The following is a 24,686-nucleotide window of genomic DNA, read 5'->3' on the forward strand; positions in this document are numbered from 1 at the left end:
GGAATTCGGGCACGTGTAGACTGGATGACGCTTGGATCGTGTGGGACTTGGACCGTGCGGAACTTGGACTGTGTGACAGGAGAAGATCGATGATGACGTCAACCGTCGTTGGCGGGGCCATGTTGCCCCACGCACCCCAGTTCTTCACGCAGCCGGATACCGAAGACAAGTCGGTTATTGCCGAGGTTCAGAAGGTCGCGAAAGATATTGGCGACAGGCTGAAGGCTCTCAAGCCGGACCTTTGGATCATCTTCTCCAACGATCACGCCGAGCAATTTTTCCACAACGCCGCTCCGCCTTTCACCATCCATGTCGGCGGCGAGGCCAGCGGTGAATTCGCCGGACGGAAGTTTCACTGGAACATTCCAAGTGAGATCGGCTTTGCTCTGGTCCGCGAACTTTACCGGCAGAACTTCGACCCGGCGTTCTCGTCCACCGCCAAGATCGACTACGCGATCGGTATCCCGCTCACGCACATCGGGCTGACCGATCCCGTGCTGCCGATCTACGTCAACGCCTATCTGCCGCCACAGCCGACGATGGAGCGATGCTACTCGTTCGGTCAGGCTGTCGCGCGCGGCGTTACCGCGATGGGGCTCAAGACCGTCATCCTGTCCAGCGGCGGCATGTCGCACTTTCCCGGCACCGATCGGTATTCAAACCCCGAGCTTGCCTGGGACAAGAAGGTCCTGGAGAAGCTGGCCGCCGGCAATCTCAAATCGTTGATCGGTTATGATGAGGCCGAACTGGACGAAACCGGGAATATCGAATTGCGCTGCTGGGCCTGCGCCGCAGGTGCGCTCGGTGAAAGAAAGCCGGACGTGGTGTCGCTGAATCCCAGTTGGCACCATAACTATGCTTCGCTCGGCTGGACGTCCAATGTCGCAGCGAGCGCGTCACAACCGCACTATCCGGAGACCAAGCCGGAGCTTGTCGAATTGATATCGGCGCTGCATGGGTTGGCTCACGACGAGGCCAAACGAATTCAATACGTCTCCAGCCCCGAGTCCTATGCGGACCAGTTCAAGCTCGATGCAGCGCAACGCGTTGCGCTGATATCCCTCGATATGCCGACCATCACATCGATGGGAGCCCACCCGCTGGTGCCGTTCCTCGCCGATATGCAAATCAAGAGGTTGCGTCGCACGTAGCCGGTCGATCAGGACGGCTTCTTGCCATTGCCCGGGGCAGGGGCCTCGGGCTCGCTCCGTGCCAGCAGATCCATGAACGCGCCGGGTGCGTCGTCTTTCGGTGGTGGTGGTGGTGGTGGTGGTGGTGGCGGTGGCGGTGCAGGAGGTGCGGGAGGCGCGACGTGCTCGGCCGGCGGTTCGATGCGGTCGGCCGCTGTGATCTTCAAGGCGGTGATTTCTTGCGCTGCGACTGGCGGCTCGGCCGGCGTCGCCGTCTGATCGAGGTCAGGCGGTGGGGCGGGCGGTGATGGCGCCGGAGCCAGAGCCGAGGCCGGAGCGATCTCCGCGCGCGGCGGCTCGCTCTCGGCAGGCGACCGAAGCTGCGGCGCGCTGGGAAGGCGTGGCTCGACCATCCGGATGTCTTGCCAGTTGTCGGCCTTTGGCTCGGGCTTGAAATCGACGCGCGGCGGCTCGGGGCGGCGCGGCCCCCGTGTCGAACTGGCCATCACGAGGCGATCGATAAACACCTGGGCCGAGCCCTGATAGGTCAGCGGGATGAACAGCTTCTCGATTTCGGCGCTGCTCATGATGCTTTTGGCTCGGAGATTGCCCAGCAGCAGCTCTTTCAGCGGCCGCTTTTCTTTGAAGGCCTGATCGCTCAGCTCCTGTACGAGCCGGTGCGCCTCGTGGCGGCCCAGCTTGTCGGCGAGCGCGAACGACACCGCTTCAGCCATGATCTGTCCGCCGCTCTCGTCGAGATTGGCGCGCAGCCGGTCGACGTCGACCACCAGACCTTCGGCGATATCGGCAACTGCCGCGAGCGCACCCGACGTCACGAGTGCAAGCGTGGGCAGCGTCATCCACTCGGTCTGCCAGCCGCCGAGCCCGCGCTCGTGCTGCTGCACCTGCGCGGCGAGCAGCGTCGCGGTGAGATTCGGCGCGATGGTCGCGGCCGACAGTGCCGCGACAGCGCCCATCGGGTTGCGTTTGTGAGGCATGGTCGAGGAGCCGCCGCGGCCGCTTTCGGCGGGCTCGAAGGCCTCGCCGACCTCGGTCTGCATCAACAGCGCAACGTCGCCCGCGATCTTGCCGCAGGTGCCGGCGAGGATCGCGAACGCCGAGGCGATCTCGGCAAAGCGGTCGCGATGCGCGTGCCATGGTCCGTCGGGCAACGGCAGGTCGAGAAGCGCGGCAAGCCGTTCCGCCACCCCGAAACCCTTGTCGCCGAGCGCTGCGAGCGTGCCGGCAGCGCCGCCGAATTGCAGAGCGAGCGCCTCACGACGCAGTCGCGACAGCCGTTCACGCGACCGCGCCAGAGCTGCCCCATAGCCCGCGAGCTTGAGCCCGAACGGCATCGGCAGCGCCTGTTGCATCAAGGTGCGCGCGACAGAGAGGGTCCGGCGGTGGCGGCCGGCGAGCGCGTTGAAGCCTTTGATCGCGACATCGAGATCGAGGAGCAGCGCGTCCATCGCCGCGCGCAGCTCGAGCGCGAGCGCTGTGTCGATCACGTCCTGGCTGGTCGCGCCCCAATGCACGAAGCCTGCGGCCTGGGGATTTTTCCGCGCCACCTCGTTGGTCAGCGCGGTCACCACCGCCATGGCCAGATTGCCGGTCGGGATCGCGGCTTCGACCAGCCGGTTGATGTTGTAATGGTCGGCCTTGCAGGCCTCGCCGATCTCAGTGATGGCGGCCGCCGGGATCACGCCGACTGCGGCCTCGGCCCGCGCCAGAGCGGCCTCGAAATCAAGCATTCGCTGCAGCCGCGCCCGGTCGCTCAACAGCGCCCGCATCGCGGCGCTGGCATAGAGCGGCGTCGTCAGCTGGGACGAAATCAGAAGGCCGTCGGTCGGCAGTGGATCGGTCACGAGGGTGTCGGTCCCTGCAATTTGGCCCCGCCCATAGGGCCCCAAGTCCAGTGACAATTAGCTCCGGCAGAGAGCGTCGCCAATCCCTGCCGGCAGAACTGCTTGGGATGTTATGCGTAAACGCCCTTTTCAGAACCGTTTTCAGGGCTTAATTCCACAGCTCTGGCGATTTCGAGGCGTATTGGCCTAATTTGGAGATGCACCGATGGCGATGACGATGTCCGGCGAGCAGCAACTGACCGCTCCGCGTGAGAAGGTCTGGGCTGCGCTCAACGATCCGGCAACCCTGAAGGCCTGCATCCCGGGCTGTGAGACCCTCGACGTCACCGGCGAAAACGAGTTTTCGGCGGTCGCCACCAACAAGATCGGGCCGGTGAAGGCCCGTTTCAAAGGCAAGGTGCGGCTCACCGACCTCGATCCCCCGAACGGCTACAAGATTTCCGGTGAGGGCGATGGCGGCATCGCGGGTTTCGCCAAGGGCGGTGCGACCGTTTCGCTCAGCGACAAGGACGGTGGCACGCTGCTCACCTACAACGTTGAGGCGCAGATCGGCGGCAAGCTCGCCCAGCTCGGGCAGCGCCTGGTCAACGGTGCGGCTAAAAAGCTCGCCGACGACTTCTTCGCCAAATTTGCCGCTGCGGTGAAGTAGCCCGCCCCCCGTTTAACGCGGCTGGACGCTTGACCCGCCGGGTGCCCAAGGTTCAAGTTGCTCTTGTTCCAAACGGCAAAATGAGCCAAAAACGTTCAGTTTCGCACTGGTTTGTGTTCCGGATCGCAAGTCCGGCACGGAAAAAGGGCCGTTGGGCCTGGAATTGAGGAGGACACCATGCCCGCCGTATCCATGACGGTGAACGGCAAAGCCGTCACCGCGGACGTCGATCCCCGCACGCTCCTGGTCCAGTTTCTGCGCGAGAATCTGCGGCTGACGGGCACCCATGTCGGCTGCGACACCTCGCAGTGCGGCTGCTGCGTGGTCCACCTCAACGGCATTGCCACCAAATCGTGCACCACGCTTGCCTTGCAGGCCGACGGCGGCACGGTGCTGACCATCGAAGGCCTCGCCGCGCCGGACGGCCCCCTGCATCCGATGCAGGAGGCGTTCCGCGAGAACCATGGCCTGCAGTGTGGCTTCTGTACCCCCGGCATGGTGATGACCGCGGTGGACATGGTCCGCCGCAAGGGCAACGAGCTCGACGAGCACACCATCCGCCAGGAGCTCGAAGGCAACATTTGCCGTTGCACCGGCTACCATAACATCGTGAAGGCGATCGCGGCCGGCGCGAAGGCCATGAAGGGAACGCCGGCTTAGTCGTTCCAGAAACTTCCTAGAACTTCCGTCCAGGCTCAGCTCGGGGAGGAAGGCCATGACAGCACAGAACACGACTGCGACCGGCATCGGCGCAGCGGTGCGTCGCAAGGAAGATTTGCGCTTCATCACCGGCAAGGGCCAGTACACCGACGACATCAGCCGGCCCGGCGAGGCGCGCGCCTTGTTCGTGCGCTCGCCGCATGCCCACGCCAGGATCAGGAATGTGGACATCAAAGCCGCAGCTGCGATGCCGGGCGTGCTCGCGGTGCTCACCGGGGCGCAGCTTGCGAACGACAAGATCGGCAATCTGATCTGCGGCTGGATGATCCATTCCAAGGATGGCTCGCCGATGAAGATGGCGCCCCATCCGGCAATCGCTGCGAACAAGGCCTGTTACGTCGGGGACCCGGTGGCGGTGGTGGTCGCCGAGACCTTGGCGCAGGCGCGCGACGCCGCCGAGCAGGTCAAGGTCGACTACGAGGTGCTGCCGGCGGTGACCGATCCGGCCAAGGCGCAACGTGGAACGCAGATCCACGAGGTCGCGCCGAACAACACGATCTATCAGTGGCACATCGGCGACGCGAAAGCCGCGGACGCCGCGATCAAGTCTGCGAAGCACGTCACCAAGCTCGATATCGTCAACAATCGGCTCGTGCCCAACGCGATGGAGCCGCGCGTCGCCATCGGCGAATACGACAGCGGCACGCAGAATTTCACGCTGTGGAACACCTCGCAGAATCCGCATGTCGCGCGCCTGGTGATCGCGGCGTTCGTCGGCATGGCCCCGGAGCACAAGCTCCGCGTCATCGCGCCCGATGTCGGCGGCGGCTTCGGCTCCAAGATTTTCATCTATCCAGAAGAGGTCGTGTGCCTCTGGGCCGCCAAGAAGGTCGGCCGCCCGGTGAAATGGACCTGCGACCGCTCGGAGGCGTTCCTCGCCGACGCGCATGGCCGCGACCATGTCACGCATGCCGAGATGGCGTTCGGCGACGACGGCAAGATTGTCGGGCTGAAGGTCAAGACCACGGCCAATCTCGGCGCCTACATGTCGACCTTCTCGTCGTCGGTGCCGACGTATCTTTACGCGACGCTGCTGTCGGGCCAGTACGACATCCCGGCGATCTATTGCGAGGTCGATGCGGTCTACACCAACACCGTGCCGGTCGATGCCTATCGCGGGGCAGGGCGGCCGGAGGCGACCTTCGTGGTCGAGCGGCTGGTCGAAGTCGGTGCGCGTGAGCTCGGGCTCGACCCGGCCGACCTGCGCAAGAAGAACTTCATCCGGTCGTTCCCGCACCAGACACCGGTGATCATGACCTACGACGCCGGCGACTATCAGGCGTCGTTGAAGAAGGCGATGGACACCGCTGACGTCAAAGGCTTCGGCAAGCGCAAGCGCGACAGCGCGCGCAACGGAAAGCTCCGCGGCATCGGCTATTCCACCTATATCGAAGCCTGCGGCATTGCGCCGTCCCAGGCGGTTGGTTCGCTCGGTGCGGGCGTCGGCTTGTGGGAATCGGCCGAGGTGCGGGTCAACCCGACCGGCTCGGTCGAGGTGCTGACCGGCTCGCACAGCCACGGCCAGGGCCACGAGACGACGTTTGCGCAATTGGTTTCGGATCGTCTCGGCATTCCGATCGAAACCGTGAGCGTGGTGCATGGCGACACCGACAAGGTGCAGTTCGGCATGGGCACCTATGGCTCGCGCTCCGGCGCGGTCGGCATGTCGGCGATCGTCAAAGCGCTCGACAAGGTCGAGGTCAAGGCCAAGAAGGTCGCGGCCTTCATGATGGAGGCGGCCGAAGGCGACATCGAATTCAAGGACGGCAAGTTCACCGTCGCCGGCACCGACAAAGCGGTCGGCTGGGGCGACGTGACGCTGAATGCCTACGTCGCGCACAAGTTCACCGGCGCGCAGCTCGAGCCCGGGCTGAAAGAAGGCGCGTTCTACGACCCGACGAACTTTACCTTTCCGGCGGGCTGTCACATCTGCGAGGTCGAGATCGATCCCGACACCGGCCACGTCGACATCGCGGGCTGGACCGCGATCGATGACTTCGGCACCGTGATCAATCCGATGATCGTCGAAGGCCAGGTGCATGGCGGCGTAGCGCAGGGTGTCGGCCAGGCGCTGCTCGAAGGCGCGGTTTACGACAAGGACGGGCAGCTCGTGTCCGGCTCGTTCATGGACTACTCGATGCCCAAGGCCGAGAACCTTCCCGATCTCAAGGTCGGCACCACCACGACCCGATGTCCGTCGAACCCGCTCGGTATCAAGGGCTGCGGCGAGGCGGGCGCGATCGCGGCGCCGGCCGCCGTGATCAACGCCATCACCGACGCGATCGGCACCGAAGATTTGGCCATGCCGGCGACCCCCCAGGCTGTCTGGGCGGCGATCCGCAAGGCCGCGAAGATGCAACAAGCAGCAGAATAGGATTACAAGGAGCCTACGATGTATGAATTCAAGTACGTGCGCCCGACCTCGGTCCGGCAGGCAGGGAACATGCTGGCCAAGGACGGCGAAGCGAAAATCCTCGCGGGCGGGCATTCGCTGCTGCCGGCGATGAAGCTTCGCCTCGCCAAGCACAGCCAGCTCCTCGATCTTGGCCGCATCGAAGGCCTCAACACCATCGAGCTCAAGGGCCGCTCGCTCGACATCGGTGCAATGACGCGCCACGTCGAAGTGGCGAATTCGCCGGTGGTGAAAGAAGCATTGCCGGCGCTGGCCGAACTCGCCGGCATGATCGGCGATCCGGCGGTGCGTCATCGTGGCACGATCGGCGGTTCGCTCGCCAACAACGACCCGAACGCCGACTATCCGGCTGCGGCGCTCGGCCTCGGCGCCACCATCGTCACCAACAAGCGCAAGATCGCGGCTGACGATTACTTCAAGGGCATGTTCGACACCGCGCTCGAGCCCGACGAGATCATCACCAAGGTGAGCTTCCCGCTGGCCAAGAAGGCCGCGTACCAGAAATTCAAGCACCCGGCCTCAGGCTTCGCGCTGGTTGGCGTGTTCGTATCCAAGCGTTCGTCGGAGATCCGGGTCGCGGTCACCGGCGCCGGCTCGAACGGCGTGTTCCGCGTCACGAGCTTCGAGGAGGCCCTGAAGAAGCGGTTCTCTCCGAAGTCGATCGAAGGCATGACCATCCCGGCGGACGGCATGAACTCGGACATCCACGGCAGCGCCGAGTACCGCGCCCACCTCGTCGGCGTGATGGCGCGCCGGGCCTTGGCCGCGGCGCAGTAGCGTTCCGGCCGAAGCGGCCTATCTAAGCTGTACGCACCCGAACTGGCGGTGCCCGGTCCCAAAGGGCCGGGCATCGGCATTTAGGCTGCATGGCAGAACAGCCCCGGTTTGCCGCGACAAGCGAGGCGCCTACGGGCTATAGATGACCAGCATGACCTCCAAGACAAAGCCCGTTCCTGAATCCATCGACGCCACCCTCAAGCTGCTCGCTGGCGCCAATTATCTTGCTGACCGGTCGCTCTCGACCGTGCTGTTTTTGGCGCTGAAGATGGGCCGGCCGATCTTTCTCGAAGGCGAGGCCGGCGTCGGCAAGACCGAAATCGCCAAGGTCCTGTCCGAGACCCTGGGGCGACGGCTGATCCGCTTGCAGTGCTACGAGGGGCTCGACGTCGCCTCCGCCGTCTATGAGTGGAACTACGCCGCGCAGATGATTGCGATTCGTGCCGCCGAAGCCGAAGGCGAGGCCGATCGCGAGCGCATCCAGAGCGACGTTTTCTCCGAGCGTTTCCTGATCAAGCGTCCGCTCCTGCAGGCGTTGGAGCCGGACCCGGCTGGCGCGCCGGTGCTCCTGATCGACGAGCTTGATCGCAGCGACGAGGCCTTCGAGGCGTTCCTGCTCGAAGTGCTGGCCGATTATCAGGTCACCATCCCGGAGCTCGGCACCGTGAAGTCCGCGCATCCGCCGATCGTGATCATCACCTCCAACCGCACGCGTGAAATTCACGACGCGCTGAAGCGCCGCTGTCTTTATCATTGGGTCGGCTATCCGTCGGCGACGCGCGAGCTCGAGATCGTGCGGACGAAGGTGCCGGGCGTCGGCAAGAAACTCTCCGAGCAGGTGGTGGGCTTCGTGCAGGCGCTGCGCAAGCAGGACCTGTTCAAGTCGCCCGGCGTCGCCGAGACGCTCGACTGGGCGACCGCACTCACCGAGCTTGATGCCGTCGCGCTCGATCCCGCCACGGTGTCCGACACGCTCGGCGTGCTGCTGAAGTATCAGGACGACATCGCGAAGCTCGAGGGCGGCAAGGTCAAGGAGCTGCTCGATCAGGTCCAGGCGGAGCTGCGCGCGGCGGAGTAGGCGAATGTCCGACACCGAGGGCCGTCTCGCCGAAAACATCCTCTATTTCGCGCGCGCGTTGCGCGCGGCTGGAATCCCGCTGGGCCCGGGCTCGGTGCTCGATGCGCTCGCGGCGGTGCGGGCGGCCGGCGTCGGCGGCAAGGAGGATTTCTACTGGACCCTGCACGCGGTGTTCGTGAAACGCCACGAGCATTCGGTTCTGTTCGACCAGGCGTTCAAGATTTTCTTCCGCAAGCGCGGCTATCTGGAGCGGCTGATGGCGATGATGTCGCCGGAGATGACCGGCGCGCCGGCTCAAGCCGAGCAGCCGCAGGCCTCGCAGCGCGTGCTCGACGCGCTGTTCTCGGGCGCCGACAAGGTCGAGCGCGAGAAGCAGGAGGTCGAGCTGGACGCGCGGTTCACGGTGTCCGACCGGGAGGTCCTGGAGCGCAAAGACTTCGCCCAGATGACCGCTGCCGAGATCGCGGCCGCCAAGGACGCAATCAAGCGCATGACGCTGGGTTTCGATGACGTCAAGACGCGCCGCCTCACGCCGCATCCGCACGGCCATCGGGTCGACCTTCGCCGGACGCTGCGCTCCAGCATGAAGGCCGGCGGCGCGGTGATCGATCTGAAGTATCGCGGGCCGAAGACCAAGACACCGCCGATCGTGGCGCTGCTCGATATTTCCGGCTCGATGAGCCAGTACACGCGGCTGTTCCTGCATTTCCTGCACGCCGTCACGGACGCACGCAAACGCGTGCACACATTCCTGTTCGGCACCCGGCTGACCAACGTCTCGCGTGCACTCCGGGAGCGCGACCCCGACGAGGCGCTCGCGGCCTGCTCGCAGACCGTGTTCGACTGGTCCGGCGGCACGCGGATCGCGACCTCGCTCGGGGCCTTCAACAAGCAATGGTCGCGGCGGGTGCTGACCCAGGGCGCGGTGGTGCTGCTCTTCACCGACGGGCTCGAGCGCGACCCTGACGAGCGGCTGGGCTTCGAGATCGACCGGCTGCACCGCTCCTGCCGCCGGCTGATCTGGCTCAATCCGCTGCTGCGGTTTTCCGGCTTCGAGGCCAAGGCCCGCGGCATCCGGGTCATGCTGCCGCACGTTGACGAACTGCGGCCCATTCACAATCTAGAGTCCATGACCGATTTGTGCCGGGCGCTGTCGGAGCATGGCAGTCATGTCGACCCGAAAACGTGGCTGTCGAAGGTTGCGTAGTATACCGATATATATAGCGATAGGGCCCGAAAATCGGGCATAATGAATCGATGGAGGCTCGCATGCTGGCAAGAGACGAGGACATCCTCAAAGCCGCCGAGGACTGGAAGAAGGCAGGGCGCGGCGTGGCGCTCGCCACGGTCGTGGAGACCTGGGGCTCGGCGCCCCGTCCGGTCGGCTCCAACCTCGTGATCGATGAGGAGGGCAACTTCCTGGGGTCGGTGTCGGGCGGTTGCGTCGAGGGCGCGGTGGTGACCGAGGCCATGGACGTGATCGAAAGCGGCAAGCCGCGAACGCTCGAATTCGGCGTCGCCGATGAGACCGCCTGGAAGGTCGGGCTGTCCTGCGGCGGCAAGATCAAGGTGTTCGTCGAAAAGGTGGAATAGGAAGCGAATGGTGGCTAGCGAACTCTATTCGCTCCTTCCTATTCGCCACTCGTCGCGAGAGGTGACATGCAACTCGATATTCTGAGAACACTGAACGAGGAGCGCGCCGCTCGGCGCGCCGTCGTGGTCGTCACCAATCAGGACAGCGGCGCGCAGCGGCTGGTCAGGTCCGCGGATGTGCGCAACGATCCGCTGAAGGACGTTCTGGAAAAGCATCTGCGCTCGGCGAAGAGCGGCATCGAGGAGACACCTGAAGGCAAGGTGTTCCTGACCGTCCACGTGCCGTCGCCGAAGCTTGTCATCACCGGCGCAGTGCACATCAGCCAGACGCTGGCGCCGATAGGGCAGTTGCTCGGATACGACGTGACCATCGTCGATCCGCGCACCGCGTTCGCCACCATCGAGCGCTTCCCCGACGTCAAAGTGATTGCCGAATGGCCGGACGTGGCACTGCCGCCGCTCGGCATTGACCACTACACGGCGTTCGTCGCGCTGACGCATGACCCGAAGATCGACGATCCGGGTCTCGATGTGGCGCTGAAAAGCGATTGCTTCTATATCGGCGCGCTCGGTTCGCGGAAAACCCACGCGCGGCGGGTCGAGCGGCTGAAGGCCGAGCGCGGCTTCACCGACAACGACATCGGCCGTATCCATTCGCCGATCGGTCTCGACATCGACGCGGTGTCGCCGGCCGAGATCGCCGTCGCGATCATTGGCGAAATCACCCAGGCGCTTCGCCAGGAAGTGTCATGAAATTCGGCCCGGTCCCGCCGCGGGACGCCGAGGGCGCCACCGCCGTCCATACTATCCGTCAGGGCTCGCTGGTGCTGAAGAAAGGCACCTTGATCGGGGCGGCCGAGATCGCCGCCATGGAAGCGGCCGGCATCAAGGACGTGGTGGTGGCGAGGCTAGAGCCCGGCGACGTGTCCGAGGACCAAGCCGCTGCCGAGATCGCCAAGGCGGTGGCGGGCACGGGCGTTCATGTCGAGCGCGCCTTTACCGGCCGCGCCAATCTGTTCGCAGAAAAGGCCGGCATCCTGGTGGTCGACCGCGAGGCGATCGACGGACTCAATCGCGTCGACGAGGCCATCACGTTCGCGACCCTGTCGGCATACAAGCCGGTGGTCGAAGGCGAGATGATCGCGACCGTGAAGATCATCCCATTCGGCACCAGCGAGGCCGCATTGAGGTCGGCGCTTGCGGTCGCGAAAAAACCTTTCATTCGGGTCGCGCCCTACAAGATCAAGAAGATCGGTGTGGTTTCGACGGTGCTGCCTGGCCTCGCCACCAAGGTGATCGAGAAAACGCTGAAGGTGATGCAGGAGCGGCTCGACCCGGCCGGCGCGCGGATCGTCGCCGAGCGCCGCGTGCCGCATGAGCAGAAGGCGCTGGCGAAAGCCGTAGACGAGACGCTCAAGGACGGAGCCGAGATGGTCGTGGTGTTCGGCGCCTCCGCCATTGCCGACCGGCGCGACGTCATTCCAGCGGCGATCGAGGCCATCGGTGGCCGCATCGAGCATTTCGGCATGCCGGTCGATCCCGGCAATCTGATGCTGATCGGCGAGACGGGCGGACGCCCCGTGATCGGCGCGCCCGGTTGCGCACGCTCGCCGAAAGAAAACGGCTTCGACTGGATTTTGATGCGGATGCTTGCGGGGCTGCCGGTGTCCCGCACGGACATCACCGGGCTCGGCGTCGGCGGCCTCCTGATGGAGATCGTCACGCGGCCGCAACCGCGCGCCGAACCGGTGCGGGAGGCCAACCGCATCGCCGCTGTCATCCTGGCCGCAGGTCGCTCGACTCGCATGGGCGGGCCGAACAAGCTGCTGGCCGAGATCGGCGGGCGGCCGCTGGTGCGCATCGCGACCGAAGAGGCGCTTGCCTCGCACGCGAACTCCGTGATTGTCGTCACCGGCCATCAACGGGACAAGGTCGAGGCAGCCCTGAAGGGACTCAACGTTCAGATCGTACACAATCCCAATTTTGCCGATGGGATTTCGACTTCGGTGAAAACCGGGCTCAATGCCGTGCCGCAGTCGGCCGATGGCGCGATCGTCTGTCTCGGCGACATGCCGCAGGTGCGCGCGAGCCTGATCGACAAGCTGCTTGCTGCCTTCGATCCCGAGCGCGGGGCGCTCGTTGTCATTCCGGTGATCAACGGCAAGCGAGGCAATCCGGTGGTCTGGTCGCGCCGTTTCTTCCCGGAATTGATGGCGATCGAGGGGGACGTCGGCGCGCGCAACATGATCGCGCGTTATGCCGAGGCGGTGGCCGAGGTGCCGTTCGCCGACACCGCGGCGCTGGTCGATGTCGACACGCCGGAAGCGTTGGCGGAAGTGAAGGCTGAGCTCGAGCGCGTCTGATTCCGTCAGGCACGGCATGGTTACTCCCGTTTAATCAGTTTGGTCTTTGATGGCCCGGAGTTTGTCTTCGGGGGAAGGCCATTGATGCGTGTCTCTTTGCGTGCGGGCGCCTGTGCGGCCGCAGTTCTCGGCGTGTTGTCCATTGCGCTCGCGCCGTCTTACGGGGCAGGGGCGCTCGCCATCGGCAAATGCGCCGCGTACGGCTACGCCATCGACTATCCGTCGGTCGCCGCGGCCGAGAGGGCGGCCCGCGCCAAGTGCTCCGATAAGACCTGCAATCAGACGGTGATCACGCAAAAAGGTTGCGCGGCTTTTGCGATCGACGGTCATAAGCCGTGCGGTCCGAGCGGCTACGCCAATGGGTCGAAGCTCGCGGCTGCTCAGAACACGGCGCTGAAGTACTGCTACAAGTTCGGCGGCAGGGATTGCGTGATCCGCGCCTGGATCTGCGACGGCAAAGGCTGATCCGGACATTCGTGTGACGCTTCAGATGGTTCGCGATCTATCTAAATTTCCCCGGCCATCTTTCTGATTTTTCTGCGATTTTCTCCTGTTGCGCTTCCGCTTGAAGGCAGGGGCTTGCGATGGGATACCGCTTGGCTTAAATAATGACTGACCAGTCAGTCATTAAATGGCCATGACGCAGAACCGCACCGCTTCGAAATCACCGCCGCGCATCGGGAGCTCCGACGCGCCCGCTGGCGCACGCGCCCAGCGCGCCGCCGAACGCCGCGACGCGATCCTCGCCGCGGCCCTCGACGAGTTCGCGGCCCAAGGCTTCGCCGCCGCGCGGCTCGACGACGTTGCCAAGCGCGCCGGCGTCGCCAAGGGCACGATCTATCTCTACTTCGCCGACAAGGAGACGCTGTTCCAGGAGCTGATCCGCACGCAGCTCAGCCCCGTGGTCGGCGGCGTGATCCATGCGTCGCACGCCGATCTTCCGATCCGGCTTTTTGCCGAGCAGCTCACCGAGGTGTTCGTGCGCGATGTGCTCGGCACGCGGCGCAAGGATGTGATCCGGCTGATGATCACCGAAGGCCAGCGTTTTCCCAAACTCGCCGAATTTTACTACCGCGAGGTGATCGCCCGCGTGATGGAAGCGGTCCGCGCGCTCCTGCGCCGCGCCTACGAGCGCGGTGAGCTAAAAGACGACGCGCTGGTCAGGCACCCGCAACTGCTCGCTGCGCCCGGCATCATGTCGATCGTCTGGAGCGGACTGTTCGAGCGTTTCGAGCCGCTCGACGTCCGCTCGTTGATGCGCGCGCATTTTGAAATCCTGTTCGGCAAGGAGAATGCGCCATGAATGCGCTTCTCAGGAATGCGTTTCTATTGGCCGTTGTTGGCGGCGCGGCGCTGACGCTTGGCGCCTGTTCGGAAGGCCGCGAGCCCGGCTTTCAGGGCTGGGTCGAGGCCGATCTGATTTTTGTCAGCCCCGACGAGTACGGCCGCGTCGAAACGCTGTCGGTCCGCGAGGGCGATGTCGTGGAGAAGGGCGCCCCGCTGTTTACCGTCGACCCCGACATCCAGCAGGCCAATGTCGATATGGCCCAGGCCGCGCTTGCCAACGCGCAGGTGGCCTACGACCGCGCCCAGACCCTGCTCAAGACCGCCGCCGGCACGCAGAAAGCGCTCGACGACGCGGACGCGGCGCTCCGCACAGCGCAGGCGCAGCTTACTTCCGCCAAGACACGGCTCATGCGCCGCAAGATGGCAAGTCCGGTCTCAGGCTCCGTGCAGCAGATCTATTACAGGCCCGGCGAACTCGTGCCCGCCGGCCGTCCGGTTCTGGCGATGCTGCCGCCCGGCAACATCAAGGTGAGGTTCTTCGTGCCGGAGACCGAACTCGCGCGGATTTCGCTTGGCCAGCCCGTGTCGGTCCATTGCGACGGTTGCAAAGCGGACGTGCCGGCTCGCGTCACTTTCATCTCGCGCACCGCAGAGTTCACGCCGCCGGTGATCTACAGCCTCGATGAGCGCTCCAAGCTCGTCTACCTGATCGAGGCGCGCACCGACATGCCGGGCGAGCTGCGCGTCGGCCAGCCGGTCGATGTTCGATTGAAAGAGGCGTTGGTCGGGGAGGCGAAACCCGAAGGAGCCAAGCCATGACCGCCGCGCCGGCGCAAAACGGCGAGGTCGTCATCGACGTCCATGGCCTCACCAAGACATTCGACGGCCGCGCGGTGGTCCGCGACCTGTCGATGCAGGTCAAGCGCGGTACGATCTACGGCTTTCTCGGCCCGAACGGCTCCGGCAAGACCACGACGATCCGCATGCTGTGCGGTCTGCTGACGCCGGACGAGGGCACCGGCACGTGTCTCGGCTACGACATCCGCACCGAGACAGACAAGATCAAGCGCCAGGTCGGCTACATGACCCAGCGCTTCAGCCTCTATCAGGACCTGTCGGTGCGCGAAAATCTGGAGTTCGTCGCGCGGCTCTACGCCGTGCCGGATGCCACGAAGGCTGCGCGCGACATGATCGCCCGGCTTGGCCTGCAGGGCCGCGAGGAGCAGCTTGCGGGCTCGCTCTCCGGCGGCTGGAAGCAGCGGCTCGCGCTCGGCGCCTGCACGCTGCCGAACCCGAAGCTCCTTCTGCTCGACGAGCCGACTGCGGGCGTCGATCCCAAGGCGCGACGCGAGTTCTGGAACGAGATCCACGCTCTCGCGGCGCAGGGCCTCACCGTGCTGGTCTCGACCCATTACATGGACGAGGCCGAGCGCTGCCACGAGATCGCGTATATCGCCTACGGCACGCTGCTGACGCACGGCACGGTGGAGCAGGTCGTGGCCGAGTCCAAGCTCCTGACCTACACGGTGTCCGGCGACGATCTGCCGAAAGTGTCGCAGGAACTCACCGGCAAGCCCGGCATCGACTCGGTCGCGCCGTTCGGTACGAGCCTGCACGTGTCGGGCCGCGATCCCGATGCGCTCGAAGCCGCCATCAAGCCCTATCGCGACGATGCAAATCTGCATTGGGTCCAATCGGAGCCGTCTCTCGAAGACGTGTTCATCGACCTGATGGGCCGCGCCAAGGATAATTTCCAATGAGCGCCTTCACCGATAGCCTGCGCCGCACCCGTGCGATGCTGATCAAGGAGTTCATCCAGCTCCAGCGCGACCGTGTCTCCTTCGCCATGATCATCATGGTGCCGCTGATGCAGCTCATGCTGTTCGGCTACGCCATCAATGCCACGCCGCGCGATCTGCCGACCGCTGTGCTGCTGCAGGAGAACAGCGATCTCGGCCGCTCGCTGCTGAAGGCGATCGAGAACACCAAATACTTCAAGGTCACGCGCCAGCTCCGTGATGAGGCCGAATTCGATCACGTGCTCGCTGCGGGCGAGGTGCTGTTCGCTATCGAAATTCCGCGGAATTTCGAGCGCGCGGTGCGTCGCGGCGAAAAGCCCGCGATCCTGATTGCGGCCGACGCCACCGATCCCGTGGCCTCCGGCTCGGCCATGGCCGCGGTCGGCCAATTGGTGCAGACCGCGCTGGTCCACGACCGAGGCCTGCCAGACACCGGCACGCCGCTGTTCGAGGTGCGCACTCACGCACGCTACAATCCTGCAGCCGCGACCGCGCTCAACATCGTGCCAGGTCTCGTCGGCACCATTCTGACCATGACGATGCTGATCTTCACCGCGCTGTCGGTGACCCGCGAGATCGAGCGCGGCACCATGGAGAGCCTTCTGTCCATGCCGATCACGCCGATCGAGATCATGATCGGCAAGATCGTGCCCTACATCATTGTCGGCTTCGTGCAGGCGAGCCTGATCATCGGCATCGGTATCGGGCTGTTCGGCGTGCCGGTCATGGGCAGCCTGATCATGCTTGCTTTGCTCAGCACGCTGTTCATCGCGACCAATCTTTCGGTCGGCTACACCTTCTCGACGGTCGCGCAGAACCAGCTCCAGGCGATGCAGATGTCGATGATGTTCTTTCTGCCGAACATCCTCCTGTCGGGGTTCATGTTCCCGTTCGCCGGCATGCCGCGATGGGCGCAGTGGATCGGCGAGGCCCTGCCGCTGACGCACTATCTGCGCATCGTGCGTTCGATCATGCTGAAGGGCTCGACGGTTGCGGATCTGCATTACGACACGTTGGCGCTCGCCGGCCTGATGCTGATCGCGATGCTGATCGCCGTGACGCGCTTCCGTCGCACGCTCGACTGACCGGACTACCCGGCAGTTTCGGACGCAGGCGCCTCGGCGCGGCGGATCAACTCGCGCAACGGCTTGCCGAGGCTGCGCCGGACCATCGCGGAAAACGCGCTCGGGCTCGCATAGCCCACGGCGGCTGCGGCTTCTCCGACCGATCCGCCGTTGGCGATCCGCGCGACGCCCTCAACGGTGCGCAATCGGGCCCGCCATTCCGCGAAGCTCAAGCCAGTCTCGCCGCGGAACAGGCGCGCGAGCGTTCGTCGGCTCGCGCCGGCACGCTCGGCCCAGCCGTCGAGGTCCAAATCGATCGCGCAGTCGCCAATGAGCGGGCGCGCCACGCGGAGCGCGCGTGGATCGCGCGGCATCGGAATCGTCAGGCTCTGATGCTGCAGGCGGCCGAGTTCCGTCAGGATCAGCCGCGCGATGATGCCGCCGCGGCTGTCATCCGTGTACTCGGCCGGCTCTTCAAGCGCCGCGAGGATCAGTTCACGCAACAGCCGCGACACCTCCACAATCGTCGCGTCGGTCGGCAGGCCTCCGCAGTGCTCGGGATCGATATAGAGCGTGCGGATCTCCACACGGCCTTTCATGCTTGTGATGTGAGCAAGGTCGGGCGGCACCCAGAGCGCACGAGCCGGCGGCACGATCCAGACCGAGTTTTCGGTTTCGATGCGCATGATGCCGCTGATGGCGTGCAGCAGCTGTCCGCGGCGATGTCGGTGCAGCGGGATCGTGTAGCCGTCGACGCGCGTCGCGGCCTGCGCCACGACCGGTCGCGCTGTGGCTTCGAGATAGGCCCGGTAGAGCGGCTTCGGCCGCCGGGCAGGTTTCGCAGGTTTTTGCGCTTGGCCCATTCGCGACGAAAATCGACCGAACGTCGCAAAATGGCAAGTGCTATTCTCGCCTGGCAATCAGGAATCGCCCGATGAACGCCGATGCCGCGCTGGCCGAGAGAAACCGAAAAATTTTGATCGGTTTCAACAATTTCGCGCATGCCGTCGACCACTATGTGATGCTGATCTTCCCGACCGTGGTGATCGGCCTGGAAGCGGTCTATGGCCGGCCCTACAGCGAATTGCTCGCGCTCGGCACGGCCTCGTTCTTCGCGTTCGGTCTGTTCTCGCTGCCGGCCGGCTGGATCGCCGACCGCTGGAGCCGCCGCTACATGATGGTGGTGTTCTACATCGGCTGCGGGCTCAGCTGCGCCGCCGCAGCGGTGTCGCCGAACTTCGTCACGCTCGCGATCTCGCTGTTCGCGCTCGGCGTGTTCGCCTCGATCTACCATCCGGTCGGCACCGCAATCGTGGTTGCGGCCGCGGTCAATCGCGGCCGCACGCTCGCGCTGAACGGCGTGTGCGGCAATGTCGGCGTGGCGCTCGCAGCAGGCATCACCGCGGGCCTGACCTATTGGATCGGCTGGCGCGGCGCGTTCCTGGTTCCGGCCGTGGTTTGTCTTGCGACCGGCGTCGCATACCTGGTCATGGTGCCCGACGACCGGGCGCAGAAGGCTGGCCGCAGCGCCGCTCCGGACGTGCGGCTTTCGACCGTGATCATGCTGACCGTGTTCGCGATGTTCATCCTGATCGGCACCACCGCGGGCCTCGTCTTCAACACCGTGACCATCGCACTGCCAAAGCTCGTCGACGAGCGCGTCGGCAGCAGCATCTCGCTGGTTGCGGTCGGCGGCATCTCGACCGCGATCTTCCTGTGCGGCGCCATTGCGCAATTCACCATGGGGCGAGTCCTGGAGCGCTATCAGGCGCACTTCGTTTTTGCGTTCACCGGCCTGATGCAGTTCATCGGCGTGGTCTGGGTCTGTTACGCGACCGGATATGCACTGCTGGCAGCGCTCGCGTTCGCCATGACCTTCATCTATGCCCAGGTCACGGTGAACGACTTCGTCATCGCGCGCTACACGGCGGACGCCTGGCGCGCGCGGGTCTACGCGGTGCGTTACTTCATCACCTACCTGATCTCGGGCGCGGCGATCAGCATGATCGCCTTCCTGCACAGCCGCGGCGGTTTCGATCTCGTGCTGACCGTCACCGCGGTGATTGCGCTGGGCTTCGTCATCGGCACCGCGGCCGTGGCGCTGCTCGTCAACGGCGTCGAACGCGATGCCAAGGCGATGCAGCCCGCGGAATAGCATCGTTCAAAGCAGGGCAGGGACCAGATCGACGACGTCCGCGCCGGTGCGCTCGTTGACGATCTCGGCGATGCGGCTTCGGTGGCAGCAGGCCTGGTCGCGCTCGAAGCAGAGCAGGCACACGGTCTGGCCCGATTTGACGATCGAGATCAGTTCGTCCATCGCCTCGATCGCGTCGTGCGTGGTCAGGTGCCTGGCATAGATTTTCCAAAGCGACTCGAGCTTGCCGGCGCGTGCGGCCTGCCGGCCGTCGTCCGGCGTGCCGAGCTTCTGCAGATGCAGATAGCCGATGCCGTTCTCGTCGAGGCTCGCGGCAAGCTGCCGCTTGGAAAAGCCGGGCTTGCGTGAGGCCGCGACCGCGCGGGTGTCGACCAGGAGCTTGACCTTGGCGCGCTTGAGCTCGGCGATCACGGCATCGGGCTTGGCCAGCTCATAGCCGATGGTGAAGAGCGTCGATGGCTTCTTGGACTTCCGCTTGGCCTCGGGCTTGGCCTTCTTCGCCGCAGTCTTCTTTGCCTTCGCCACGAGCTATCCTTTCAGCTTCTCGATCAGCGCCATGGCGCCGGCCGGCGCGCGGATCTTGCCCTCGTGGATCACGTAGGCGAACACGTCGCGGGGCACAGCCTTCAGCTTGTGCTTGTCGTCGACGCGGTTGAGGTCCTTGGGCTCCTTGCCCTCGGCCCAGCTTTCCAGACGCTTGGCCCATTCGCCGATCTGCTTCGGCTGATAGGCGGTCGGCACCTCGTCCTCGCCCCGCTGCAATCGCGCATAGACGAAGTCGCTGGTGACGTCGGGAATGTTCGGATAGGTGACGTGGTCGGTATAGACCGGCGGCATCTTGAATTCGCGCAGCATCGCGATGAACTCCGGCACCATGAAGCTCGGGTGCCGCACCTCGATGACATGGCGGATTTTGCGTCCGTCGAATTTCTCCGGCAGCGCTTCCAGGAATTTGCCGAAGTCCACCGGATCGAATTTCTTGAACGGCGCGAACTGCCAGAGCAGGGGACCGAGATGGTCGCCCAGCTCCGTGACGCCGGAATCGAAGAACCGCTTGATGGAGTCGCCGGCCTCCGCGAGCACGCGGCGGTTGGTCACGAAGCGCGATCCTTTGATCGAGAACACGAAGCCTTCCGGCACTTCGCTGGCCCATTTGCGGAACGTCTCGGGCTTCTGCGAGCTGTAGAAGGTGCCGTTGACCTCGATCGACGTTAACCTCTCGCTGGTGTAGGCCAGCTCTTTCGATTGCGACAGGCCCTTCGGATAAAAGACCCCGCGCCATGGCGCGAAGGTCCAGCCGCCGATGCCGATCCGGATTTGTCCTGATTTCGTCGTCATTTGGCTGTCACGAGCGTCCTGTATTGATACTGATGACGGGCAGTGGAGACTGGTTAAGTTCGCTGCCCCAGCGGCCACATTGAAGCGGTGACGCCGGATGTAAGCGCACCGTTTCAGTTGTGGTCGTTTCTTTTTGGGCGCAAGGCCAGACGCCGCGCCGAACCTCTTCGCAAACCGGCATCATCGAAGTCATCCCATCTGCGCTCCGGCGCGGATCGATTATGTGTCGCCTTTTGTCTCAGCATCAAGAAAAAGGCCCGGGATTTCTCCCGGGCCTTCGCATTCAGGTCTGTTGGACCGATCAGAAGTCCATTCCGCCGCCGCCCGGCATCGCCGGCATGGCAGGGGCGTTCTTCTTCGGCACTTCGGCGACCATCGCCTCGGTGGTGATCAGGAGCGCCGCGACCGACGCCGCGCCCTGGATCGCCGAACGCACGACCTTGGTCGGGTCGATGATGCCCTTCTTGAGCATGTCGACGTATTCACCCGACTGCGCGTCGAAGCCCTGGTTGTAGCTGGTCTGCTCCAGGATCTTGCCGACGATGATCGAGCCATCCTCGCCCGCGTTGAGGGCGATCTGACGCGCCGGAGCCTGGATCGCCTTGCGGACGATCTCGACGCCGGTCTTCTGGTCATCGTTGGCGGTCTTGATCTTCTTCAGCGCCTCGGTGGCACGGAGCAGGGCGACGCCGCCGCCCGGCAGAATGCCTTCCTCGACCGCTGCGCGGGTCGCATGCATCGCGTCATCAACGCGATCCTTGCGCTCCTTCACCTCGACCTCGGTCGCGCCGCCGACGCGGATCACCGCGACGCCGCCTGCGAGCTTGGCCAGACGCTCCTGGAGCTTCTCACGGTCGTAGTCCGAGGTGGTCTCCTCGATCTGCGCCTTGATCTGCGCCACGCGCGCCTCGATGTCGGCCTTCTTGCCGGCGCCGTTGACGATCGTGGTGTTCTCCTTGTCGATCATGACCTTCTTGGCCTTGCCGAGCATGGAGACGTTGACGTTTTCGAGCTTGATGCCGAGGTCTTCCGAGATCGCTTGGCCGCCGGTCAGGACCGCGATGTCCTGCAGCATGGCCTTGCGGCGATCGCCGAAGCCCGGAGCCTTCACGGCCGCGACCTTGAGGCCGCCGCGCAGCTTGTTGACGACGAGGGTGGCGAGCGCTTCGCCTTCCACGTCCTCGGCCACGATCACCAGCGGCTTGCCGGTCTGAACAACGGCCTCGAGCAGCGGCAGGAGCTCCTGCAGGCCCGAGAGCTTCTTCTCGTTGATCAGGATGTAGGCGTCATCGAACTCGACGCGCATCTTGTCGGCGTTGGTGATGAAGTACGGCGAGATATAGCCGCGGTCGAACTGCATGCCCTCGACGACGTCGAGCTCGGTCTCGAGGCTCTTGGCCTCCTCGACCGTGATGACGCCTTCGTTGCCGACCTTTTCCATCGCCTTGGCGAGGTAGTCGCCGATTTCCTTGTCGCCGTTGGCCGAAATGGTGCCGACCTGGGCGATTTCCGCGTTCGAAGTGACCTTCTTCGAGTTCTTCTTGAGGTCTTCCACGATCGCCTCGACCGCGAGGTCGATGCCGCGCTTCAGATCCATCGGGTTCATGCCCGCGGCGACCGCCTTCGAGCCTTCCTTGACGATGGCCTGGGCGAGAACCGTGGCGGTGGTGGTGCCGTCGCCGGCGACGTCGGAGGCCTTCGAGGCGACCTCGCGCACCATCTGCGCGCCCATGTTCTCGAACTTGTCCTCAAGCTCGATTTCCTTGGCGACGGTGACGCCGTCCTTGGTGATGCGCGGCGCGCCGAACGACTTGTCGAGCACGACGTTGCGGCCCTTCGGGCCGAGCGTCACCTTGACGGCGTTGGCGAGCACGTCGACGCCGCGCAGCATCTTGTCGCGCGCGTCGACCGAGAATTTGACTTCCTTAGCAGCCATTGTTGCTTACTCCGTTGATCTTTGACCCTCATCCTGAGGAGCAGGCGAAGCCTGCGTCTCGAAGGATGAGGTCCGAGAAATTTTCGCCCTCGTCCTTCGAGACGGCCGCTGCGCGGCCTCCTCAGGACGAGGAACAGCGATTGTTCGTTAGGCGGCTTTCTTCTTGGCAGCCGGCTCGTCGATCACGCCCATGATGTCGGACTCCTTCATGATCAGGAGATCCTGGCCGTCGATCTTGACCTCGGTGCCCGACCACTTGCCGAACAGGACGCGGTCGCCGACCTTGATGTCGATCGGGATCAGCTTGCCGGCCTCGTCGCGGCCGCCCGGGCCCACCGCGATCACTTCGCCCTGCGAAGGCTTTTCCTGTGCGGTGTCGGGGATGATGATGCCACCGGCCGTCTTCTCATCGGCGGTGACGCGCTTGACGACGACGCGGTCGTGAAGCGGACGAAACTTCATGGGATTCCTCCATGGTTGATTGAACGGGAACGCTTGGTCGAATGGGTCTTTACGGAAGAAGGGCGCCTGCAAGTTGTCCCCAAGGCACCCTTCAAGCCCGCCAGATAGGCGGTCAAACACCGCCATCAAGAGGCTTTCTCAAATTTCTTAGCACTCATCGCTTGGGACTGCTACCAGGCAATTCAGGTCCCAGTTCCAGGTTTGTCAGCAGTCCTGTCATAATGCTGCTAACGCATTGAAAATAGGAACATAATTTCGTTTTCTGGCTTGTCATGGCCGACAACCGGCGCACAATCGAGATGCCGGATTTGGAGATTCGGACCATGGCAACACAGGACTTCTCTTCAAAAAACCTGCCTTCAAAAGACTTCCAAAAGCAGCTGAGCGGTTACGGGCTGACGACCGCTGAGATCCTCTACCGACGTCCCGATCACTCGTGGCTTCTTCAGACCTACGTCTGGCAGAATTACGACCTGTTTCCGAAATTCCCGGAGCTTCAGCGCTTCCTGGCCTTCTGGGTCGCGAAGCTCGAAGGGCCGTTGCATTCGGTGACGGTCGCGCATTCGCGGCTGATCAAGCCGGCGGAGCTTCGGGCGGTCGGCGGCGAGTTCAGGTTGCATTAGAGGGGCTGGCTCCTTTCGGTTGGCGGCGGCTTTCAGTCAACGCTCCGCCGTCCCGGGGTTTTGTTTTCGGACGCCCGGGTGCGCCCGTCTCCCTGTTTTCCTTCTCTCTCCCAAACGGGAGAGGAATGGAGCGCCGGGAGGCGCCACGGAGCGTGCGAGGCTCCGTCAAGCCAGCCTTGCGATCGGCCGGCCTGCGCGCCGAGCTTCCGGGACCCATGGCCTTGAGGGCCAGTGCTTTGAGGGCAGTGGGGGTCCCGGGGCGCGCGGGCCCGTGCGAAGAGCCCGACGCCTCCCGGCGCTCCATCCGCGGTCCGCGTTGTCGGCGGCCGCATCCTGCAGCGTGTTCGGGCGTCGCGATCGACGATGCCCTCGACGGTGCAAGACGGAACGATCCTTACGCTAGACGCAAGAATAAATCAAGAACAAAAATGAGCCTACGGCGTGAACTCATTAACGCCAGCCATTACGCGAAACTTTCCGCTCTTGCATTCCGTCGAATGGTTTGCGGCGGCTGGCCAAAGGTGCGCAAGAACGCTTCCCGCAAGCGCCTTCGATCTCCGAACCCCGTTTCTCGTGCAACGACGTCGATCGGATGGCGCGTCTGCTCCATCATCATTCTTGCCGCTTCGAGCCTAAGATTCTCAACCGCTTTCGCGGGCGACTGCCCAGTTTCGGCGCGGAATGCCCGGCTGAACTGTCGCGGACTTAAATGCGCAGCCTCCGCCAAACGCTCCACCGACAACGGGGTGTGAAGATTTTTCTTGGCGTAAGCCAAGGCCGTTTGGATGCGATCGGACTTCGGCTCCAATTCGAGCAGGGCGGAGTGCTGCGACTGGCCGCCGGCGCGGCGATGAAACACGACCAGCTTTTGCGCGATTTCGCGCGCGGCGTCGGCGCCGAGGTCCTTTTCAGCCATGGCCAGCGCTAGATCGATTCCGGCTGTCATGCCGGCCGACGTCCATACGTTGCCGTCGATGATGAAGATACGGTCTTCTTCCATCTTCACTTCAGGGAAACGCGTCTGAAGTTCACGCGCATAGAGCCAATGCGTCGTCACGCGTTTTCCATCGAGGATGCCTGCTTCCGCGAAGATGAAGGTGCCTGTGCAAATCGACGCAACACGGCGTGCCGTCTTCGATGCCTTGCGGATGAAGGCGAGCAGGCCAGCAGGAGCGTGTTCAATGATGGACGCTCCACCACCAACGATCACCGTGTCGTAGGTCGTTTGGCCAAAGCGTTTTGAGTCAACCACCATCCCGGTCGACGAACGCACGGGGCCGCCTTCTTCAGAGATGAAGTGCATCTCGTAAACCGGCTTACCCAGCATGACGTTCGCGTATTCAAACACCGAGAGCGCCGCAAAACTCATCGATTGAAAGCCGTCGAAAACGACAAAGCCGATGCGCTGCATGCAAACTCTCCGATCAAACCGGC

The 24,686-nt window shown here is 64.1% G+C and carries 23 protein-coding genes and 1 pseudogene; 17 read left to right on the forward strand and 7 right to left on the reverse strand.

Annotated features, from left to right (window positions below):
- Positions 1–89 precede the first annotated feature (89 nt).
- Entirely contained in the window at positions 90–1,151 is a 1,062-nt protein-coding gene (locus tag RHPLAN_RS17510; protein ID WP_084245092.1) for a DODA-type extradiol aromatic ring-opening family dioxygenase, read from the forward strand.
- Positions 1,152–1,636: 485 nt separating this feature from the next.
- Here RHPLAN_RS17510 and pcaB read toward each other — a convergent pair.
- Positions 1,637–2,965, reverse strand: a pseudogene (gene pcaB / locus RHPLAN_RS17515) (3-carboxy-cis,cis-muconate cycloisomerase); the annotation flags it as partial.
- Between the two features lie 235 nt (positions 2,966–3,200).
- Between pcaB and RHPLAN_RS17520 the strand changes: the two are divergent.
- The 14 genes from RHPLAN_RS17520 (at position 3,201) to RHPLAN_RS17585 (ending at position 16,759) form a co-directional block, all read left to right on the forward strand.
- A complete protein-coding gene (locus tag RHPLAN_RS17520; RefSeq protein WP_068020295.1) occupies positions 3,201–3,644 on the forward strand; it encodes an SRPBCC family protein in 444 nt (147 codons plus the stop codon).
- 177 nt (positions 3,645–3,821) lie between these two features.
- On the forward strand, positions 3,822–4,304 hold the full coding sequence (locus RHPLAN_RS17525; RefSeq protein ID WP_068020297.1) for a (2Fe-2S)-binding protein: 483 nt from the start codon (positions 3,822–3,824) through the stop codon (positions 4,302–4,304).
- 55 nt (positions 4,305–4,359) lie between these two features.
- Positions 4,360–6,738: a xanthine dehydrogenase family protein molybdopterin-binding subunit gene (locus RHPLAN_RS17530; protein ID WP_068020299.1), complete on the forward strand. Its 2,379-nt coding sequence runs from the start codon at positions 4,360–4,362 to the stop codon at positions 6,736–6,738.
- A gap of 18 nt (positions 6,739–6,756) precedes the next feature.
- Positions 6,757–7,554, forward strand: coding sequence for an FAD binding domain-containing protein (locus RHPLAN_RS17535; protein WP_068020303.1), 798 nt, complete (start codon positions 6,757–6,759; stop codon positions 7,552–7,554).
- A 151-nt stretch (positions 7,555–7,705) separates the two neighbouring features.
- Positions 7,706–8,632, forward strand: coding sequence for an AAA family ATPase (locus RHPLAN_RS17540; protein ID WP_442971821.1), 927 nt, complete (start codon positions 7,706–7,708; stop codon positions 8,630–8,632).
- A 4-nt stretch (positions 8,633–8,636) separates the two neighbouring features.
- The gene (locus RHPLAN_RS17545; RefSeq protein ID WP_068020305.1) at positions 8,637–9,839 is read left to right on the forward strand and encodes a vWA domain-containing protein; all 1,203 of its coding nucleotides are present in this window, start codon (positions 8,637–8,639) and stop codon (positions 9,837–9,839) included.
- A 62-nt stretch (positions 9,840–9,901) separates the two neighbouring features.
- Complete coding sequence (locus RHPLAN_RS17550) at positions 9,902–10,225, forward strand: XdhC family protein (protein WP_068031397.1); 324 nt, start codon at positions 9,902–9,904, stop codon at positions 10,223–10,225.
- A 66-nt stretch (positions 10,226–10,291) separates the two neighbouring features.
- Positions 10,292–10,978, forward strand: coding sequence for an XdhC family protein (locus RHPLAN_RS17555; protein WP_068020307.1), 687 nt, complete (start codon positions 10,292–10,294; stop codon positions 10,976–10,978).
- Positions 10,975–12,588: an NTP transferase domain-containing protein gene (locus tag RHPLAN_RS17560; protein ID WP_068020308.1), complete on the forward strand. Its 1,614-nt coding sequence runs from the start codon at positions 10,975–10,977 to the stop codon at positions 12,586–12,588. The genes RHPLAN_RS17555 and RHPLAN_RS17560 overlap by 4 nt, the downstream gene beginning before the upstream one ends.
- An 84-nt stretch (positions 12,589–12,672) precedes the next feature.
- A complete protein-coding gene (locus tag RHPLAN_RS17565) occupies positions 12,673–13,053 on the forward strand; it encodes a DUF4189 domain-containing protein (RefSeq protein ID WP_068020311.1) in 381 nt (126 codons plus the stop codon).
- A 166-nt stretch (positions 13,054–13,219) separates the two neighbouring features.
- Entirely contained in the window at positions 13,220–13,891 is a 672-nt protein-coding gene (locus tag RHPLAN_RS17570; RefSeq protein WP_237180170.1) for a TetR/AcrR family transcriptional regulator, read from the forward strand.
- Positions 13,888–14,694 carry an HlyD family secretion protein gene (locus RHPLAN_RS17575; RefSeq protein ID WP_068020316.1) on the forward strand — a complete coding sequence of 269 codons (807 nt, stop codon included), beginning with the start codon at positions 13,888–13,890 and terminating at the stop codon, positions 14,692–14,694. Before RHPLAN_RS17570 ends, RHPLAN_RS17575 begins: the two co-directional genes overlap by 4 nt.
- The gene (locus RHPLAN_RS17580) at positions 14,691–15,635 is read left to right on the forward strand and encodes an ABC transporter ATP-binding protein (RefSeq protein ID WP_068020318.1); all 945 of its coding nucleotides are present in this window, start codon (positions 14,691–14,693) and stop codon (positions 15,633–15,635) included. The genes RHPLAN_RS17575 and RHPLAN_RS17580 overlap by 4 nt, the downstream gene beginning before the upstream one ends.
- The gene (locus RHPLAN_RS17585; RefSeq protein WP_068020319.1) at positions 15,632–16,759 is read left to right on the forward strand and encodes an ABC transporter permease; all 1,128 of its coding nucleotides are present in this window, start codon (positions 15,632–15,634) and stop codon (positions 16,757–16,759) included. The genes RHPLAN_RS17580 and RHPLAN_RS17585 overlap by 4 nt, the downstream gene beginning before the upstream one ends.
- A gap of 5 nt (positions 16,760–16,764) precedes the next feature.
- Here the strand turns inward: RHPLAN_RS17585 and RHPLAN_RS17590 are convergent, their stop codons facing one another.
- Positions 16,765–17,601: an AraC family transcriptional regulator gene (locus RHPLAN_RS17590; RefSeq protein ID WP_084245094.1), complete on the reverse strand. Its 837-nt coding sequence runs from the start codon at positions 17,599–17,601 to the stop codon at positions 16,765–16,767.
- Positions 17,602–17,672: 71 nt separating this feature from the next.
- Here RHPLAN_RS17590 and RHPLAN_RS17595 point away from each other — a divergent pair, with 71 nt between their 5' ends.
- Positions 17,673–18,893: an MFS transporter gene (locus RHPLAN_RS17595; RefSeq protein WP_068020320.1), complete on the forward strand. Its 1,221-nt coding sequence runs from the start codon at positions 17,673–17,675 to the stop codon at positions 18,891–18,893.
- Positions 18,894–18,899: 6 nt separating this feature from the next.
- Here RHPLAN_RS17595 and RHPLAN_RS17600 read toward each other — a convergent pair whose 3' ends face one another.
- From RHPLAN_RS17600 to RHPLAN_RS17615, 4 genes are all read right to left on the reverse strand, one after another.
- The gene (locus tag RHPLAN_RS17600) at positions 18,900–19,334 is read right to left on the reverse strand and encodes a DUF488 domain-containing protein (protein ID WP_068031405.1); all 435 of its coding nucleotides are present in this window, start codon (positions 19,332–19,334) and stop codon (positions 18,900–18,902) included.
- Positions 19,335–19,421: 87 nt separating this feature from the next.
- Positions 19,422–20,231, reverse strand: a complete 810-nt coding sequence (locus RHPLAN_RS17605; protein ID WP_068020321.1) for a DUF72 domain-containing protein — start codon at positions 20,229–20,231, stop codon at positions 19,422–19,424.
- A gap of 301 nt (positions 20,232–20,532) precedes the next feature.
- Positions 20,533–22,167, reverse strand: coding sequence for a chaperonin GroEL (gene groL / locus RHPLAN_RS17610; RefSeq protein WP_068020322.1), 1,635 nt, complete (start codon positions 22,165–22,167; stop codon positions 20,533–20,535).
- A 147-nt stretch (positions 22,168–22,314) separates the two neighbouring features.
- Complete coding sequence (locus RHPLAN_RS17615; protein WP_068020323.1) at positions 22,315–22,629, reverse strand: co-chaperone GroES; 315 nt, start codon at positions 22,627–22,629, stop codon at positions 22,315–22,317.
- 323 nt (positions 22,630–22,952) lie between these two features.
- Here RHPLAN_RS17615 and RHPLAN_RS17620 point away from each other — a divergent pair, with 323 nt between their 5' ends.
- On the forward strand, positions 22,953–23,252 hold the full coding sequence (locus RHPLAN_RS17620; protein ID WP_068031408.1) for an usg protein: 300 nt from the start codon (positions 22,953–22,955) through the stop codon (positions 23,250–23,252).
- Between the two features lie 463 nt (positions 23,253–23,715).
- Here the strand turns inward: RHPLAN_RS17620 and RHPLAN_RS17625 are convergent, their stop codons facing one another.
- Positions 23,716–24,663, reverse strand: coding sequence for a GlxA family transcriptional regulator (locus tag RHPLAN_RS17625; RefSeq protein ID WP_068020325.1), 948 nt, complete (start codon positions 24,661–24,663; stop codon positions 23,716–23,718).
- Positions 24,664–24,686 lie beyond the last annotated feature (23 nt).

It is taken from the genome of Rhodoplanes sp. Z2-YC6860 (assembly GCF_001579845.1).
GTDB lineage: Bacteria > Pseudomonadota > Alphaproteobacteria > Rhizobiales > Xanthobacteraceae > Z2-YC6860.

Excerpts from the sequence above, each read along its gene's own strand:
- RHPLAN_RS17510 (WP_084245092.1), top strand. The coding sequence starts at position 90 with ATGATGACGTCAACCGTCGTTGGCGGGGCCATGTTGCCCCACGCACCC.
- RHPLAN_RS17520 (WP_068020295.1), top strand. The coding sequence starts at position 3,201 with ATGGCGATGACGATGTCCGGCGAGCAGCAACTGACCGCTCCGCGTGAG.
- RHPLAN_RS17525 (WP_068020297.1), top strand. The coding sequence starts at position 3,822 with ATGCCCGCCGTATCCATGACGGTGAACGGCAAAGCCGTCACCGCGGAC.
- RHPLAN_RS17530 (WP_068020299.1), top strand. The coding sequence starts at position 4,360 with ATGACAGCACAGAACACGACTGCGACCGGCATCGGCGCAGCGGTGCGT.
- RHPLAN_RS17535 (WP_068020303.1), top strand. The coding sequence starts at position 6,757 with ATGTATGAATTCAAGTACGTGCGCCCGACCTCGGTCCGGCAGGCAGGG.
- RHPLAN_RS17540 (WP_442971821.1), top strand. The coding sequence starts at position 7,706 with ATGACCTCCAAGACAAAGCCCGTTCCTGAATCCATCGACGCCACCCTC.
- RHPLAN_RS17545 (WP_068020305.1), top strand. The coding sequence starts at position 8,637 with ATGTCCGACACCGAGGGCCGTCTCGCCGAAAACATCCTCTATTTCGCG.
- RHPLAN_RS17550 (WP_068031397.1), top strand. The coding sequence starts at position 9,902 with ATGCTGGCAAGAGACGAGGACATCCTCAAAGCCGCCGAGGACTGGAAG.
- RHPLAN_RS17555 (WP_068020307.1), top strand. The coding sequence starts at position 10,292 with ATGCAACTCGATATTCTGAGAACACTGAACGAGGAGCGCGCCGCTCGG.
- RHPLAN_RS17560 (WP_068020308.1), top strand. The coding sequence starts at position 10,975 with ATGAAATTCGGCCCGGTCCCGCCGCGGGACGCCGAGGGCGCCACCGCC.
- RHPLAN_RS17565 (WP_068020311.1), top strand. The coding sequence starts at position 12,673 with ATGCGTGTCTCTTTGCGTGCGGGCGCCTGTGCGGCCGCAGTTCTCGGC.
- RHPLAN_RS17570 (WP_237180170.1), top strand. The coding sequence starts at position 13,220 with ATGGCCATGACGCAGAACCGCACCGCTTCGAAATCACCGCCGCGCATC.
- RHPLAN_RS17575 (WP_068020316.1), top strand. The coding sequence starts at position 13,888 with ATGAATGCGCTTCTCAGGAATGCGTTTCTATTGGCCGTTGTTGGCGGC.
- RHPLAN_RS17580 (WP_068020318.1), top strand. The coding sequence starts at position 14,691 with ATGACCGCCGCGCCGGCGCAAAACGGCGAGGTCGTCATCGACGTCCAT.
- RHPLAN_RS17585 (WP_068020319.1), top strand. The coding sequence starts at position 15,632 with ATGAGCGCCTTCACCGATAGCCTGCGCCGCACCCGTGCGATGCTGATC.
- RHPLAN_RS17590 (WP_084245094.1), bottom strand. The coding sequence starts at position 17,601 with ATGGGCCAAGCGCAAAAACCTGCGAAACCTGCCCGGCGGCCGAAGCCG.
- RHPLAN_RS17595 (WP_068020320.1), top strand. The coding sequence starts at position 17,673 with ATGAACGCCGATGCCGCGCTGGCCGAGAGAAACCGAAAAATTTTGATC.
- RHPLAN_RS17605 (WP_068020321.1), bottom strand. The coding sequence starts at position 20,231 with ATGACGACGAAATCAGGACAAATCCGGATCGGCATCGGCGGCTGGACC.
- groL (WP_068020322.1), bottom strand. The coding sequence starts at position 22,167 with ATGGCTGCTAAGGAAGTCAAATTCTCGGTCGACGCGCGCGACAAGATG.
- RHPLAN_RS17615 (WP_068020323.1), bottom strand. The coding sequence starts at position 22,629 with ATGAAGTTTCGTCCGCTTCACGACCGCGTCGTCGTCAAGCGCGTCACC.
- RHPLAN_RS17620 (WP_068031408.1), top strand. The coding sequence starts at position 22,953 with ATGGCAACACAGGACTTCTCTTCAAAAAACCTGCCTTCAAAAGACTTC.
- RHPLAN_RS17625 (WP_068020325.1), bottom strand. The coding sequence starts at position 24,663 with ATGCAGCGCATCGGCTTTGTCGTTTTCGACGGCTTTCAATCGATGAGT.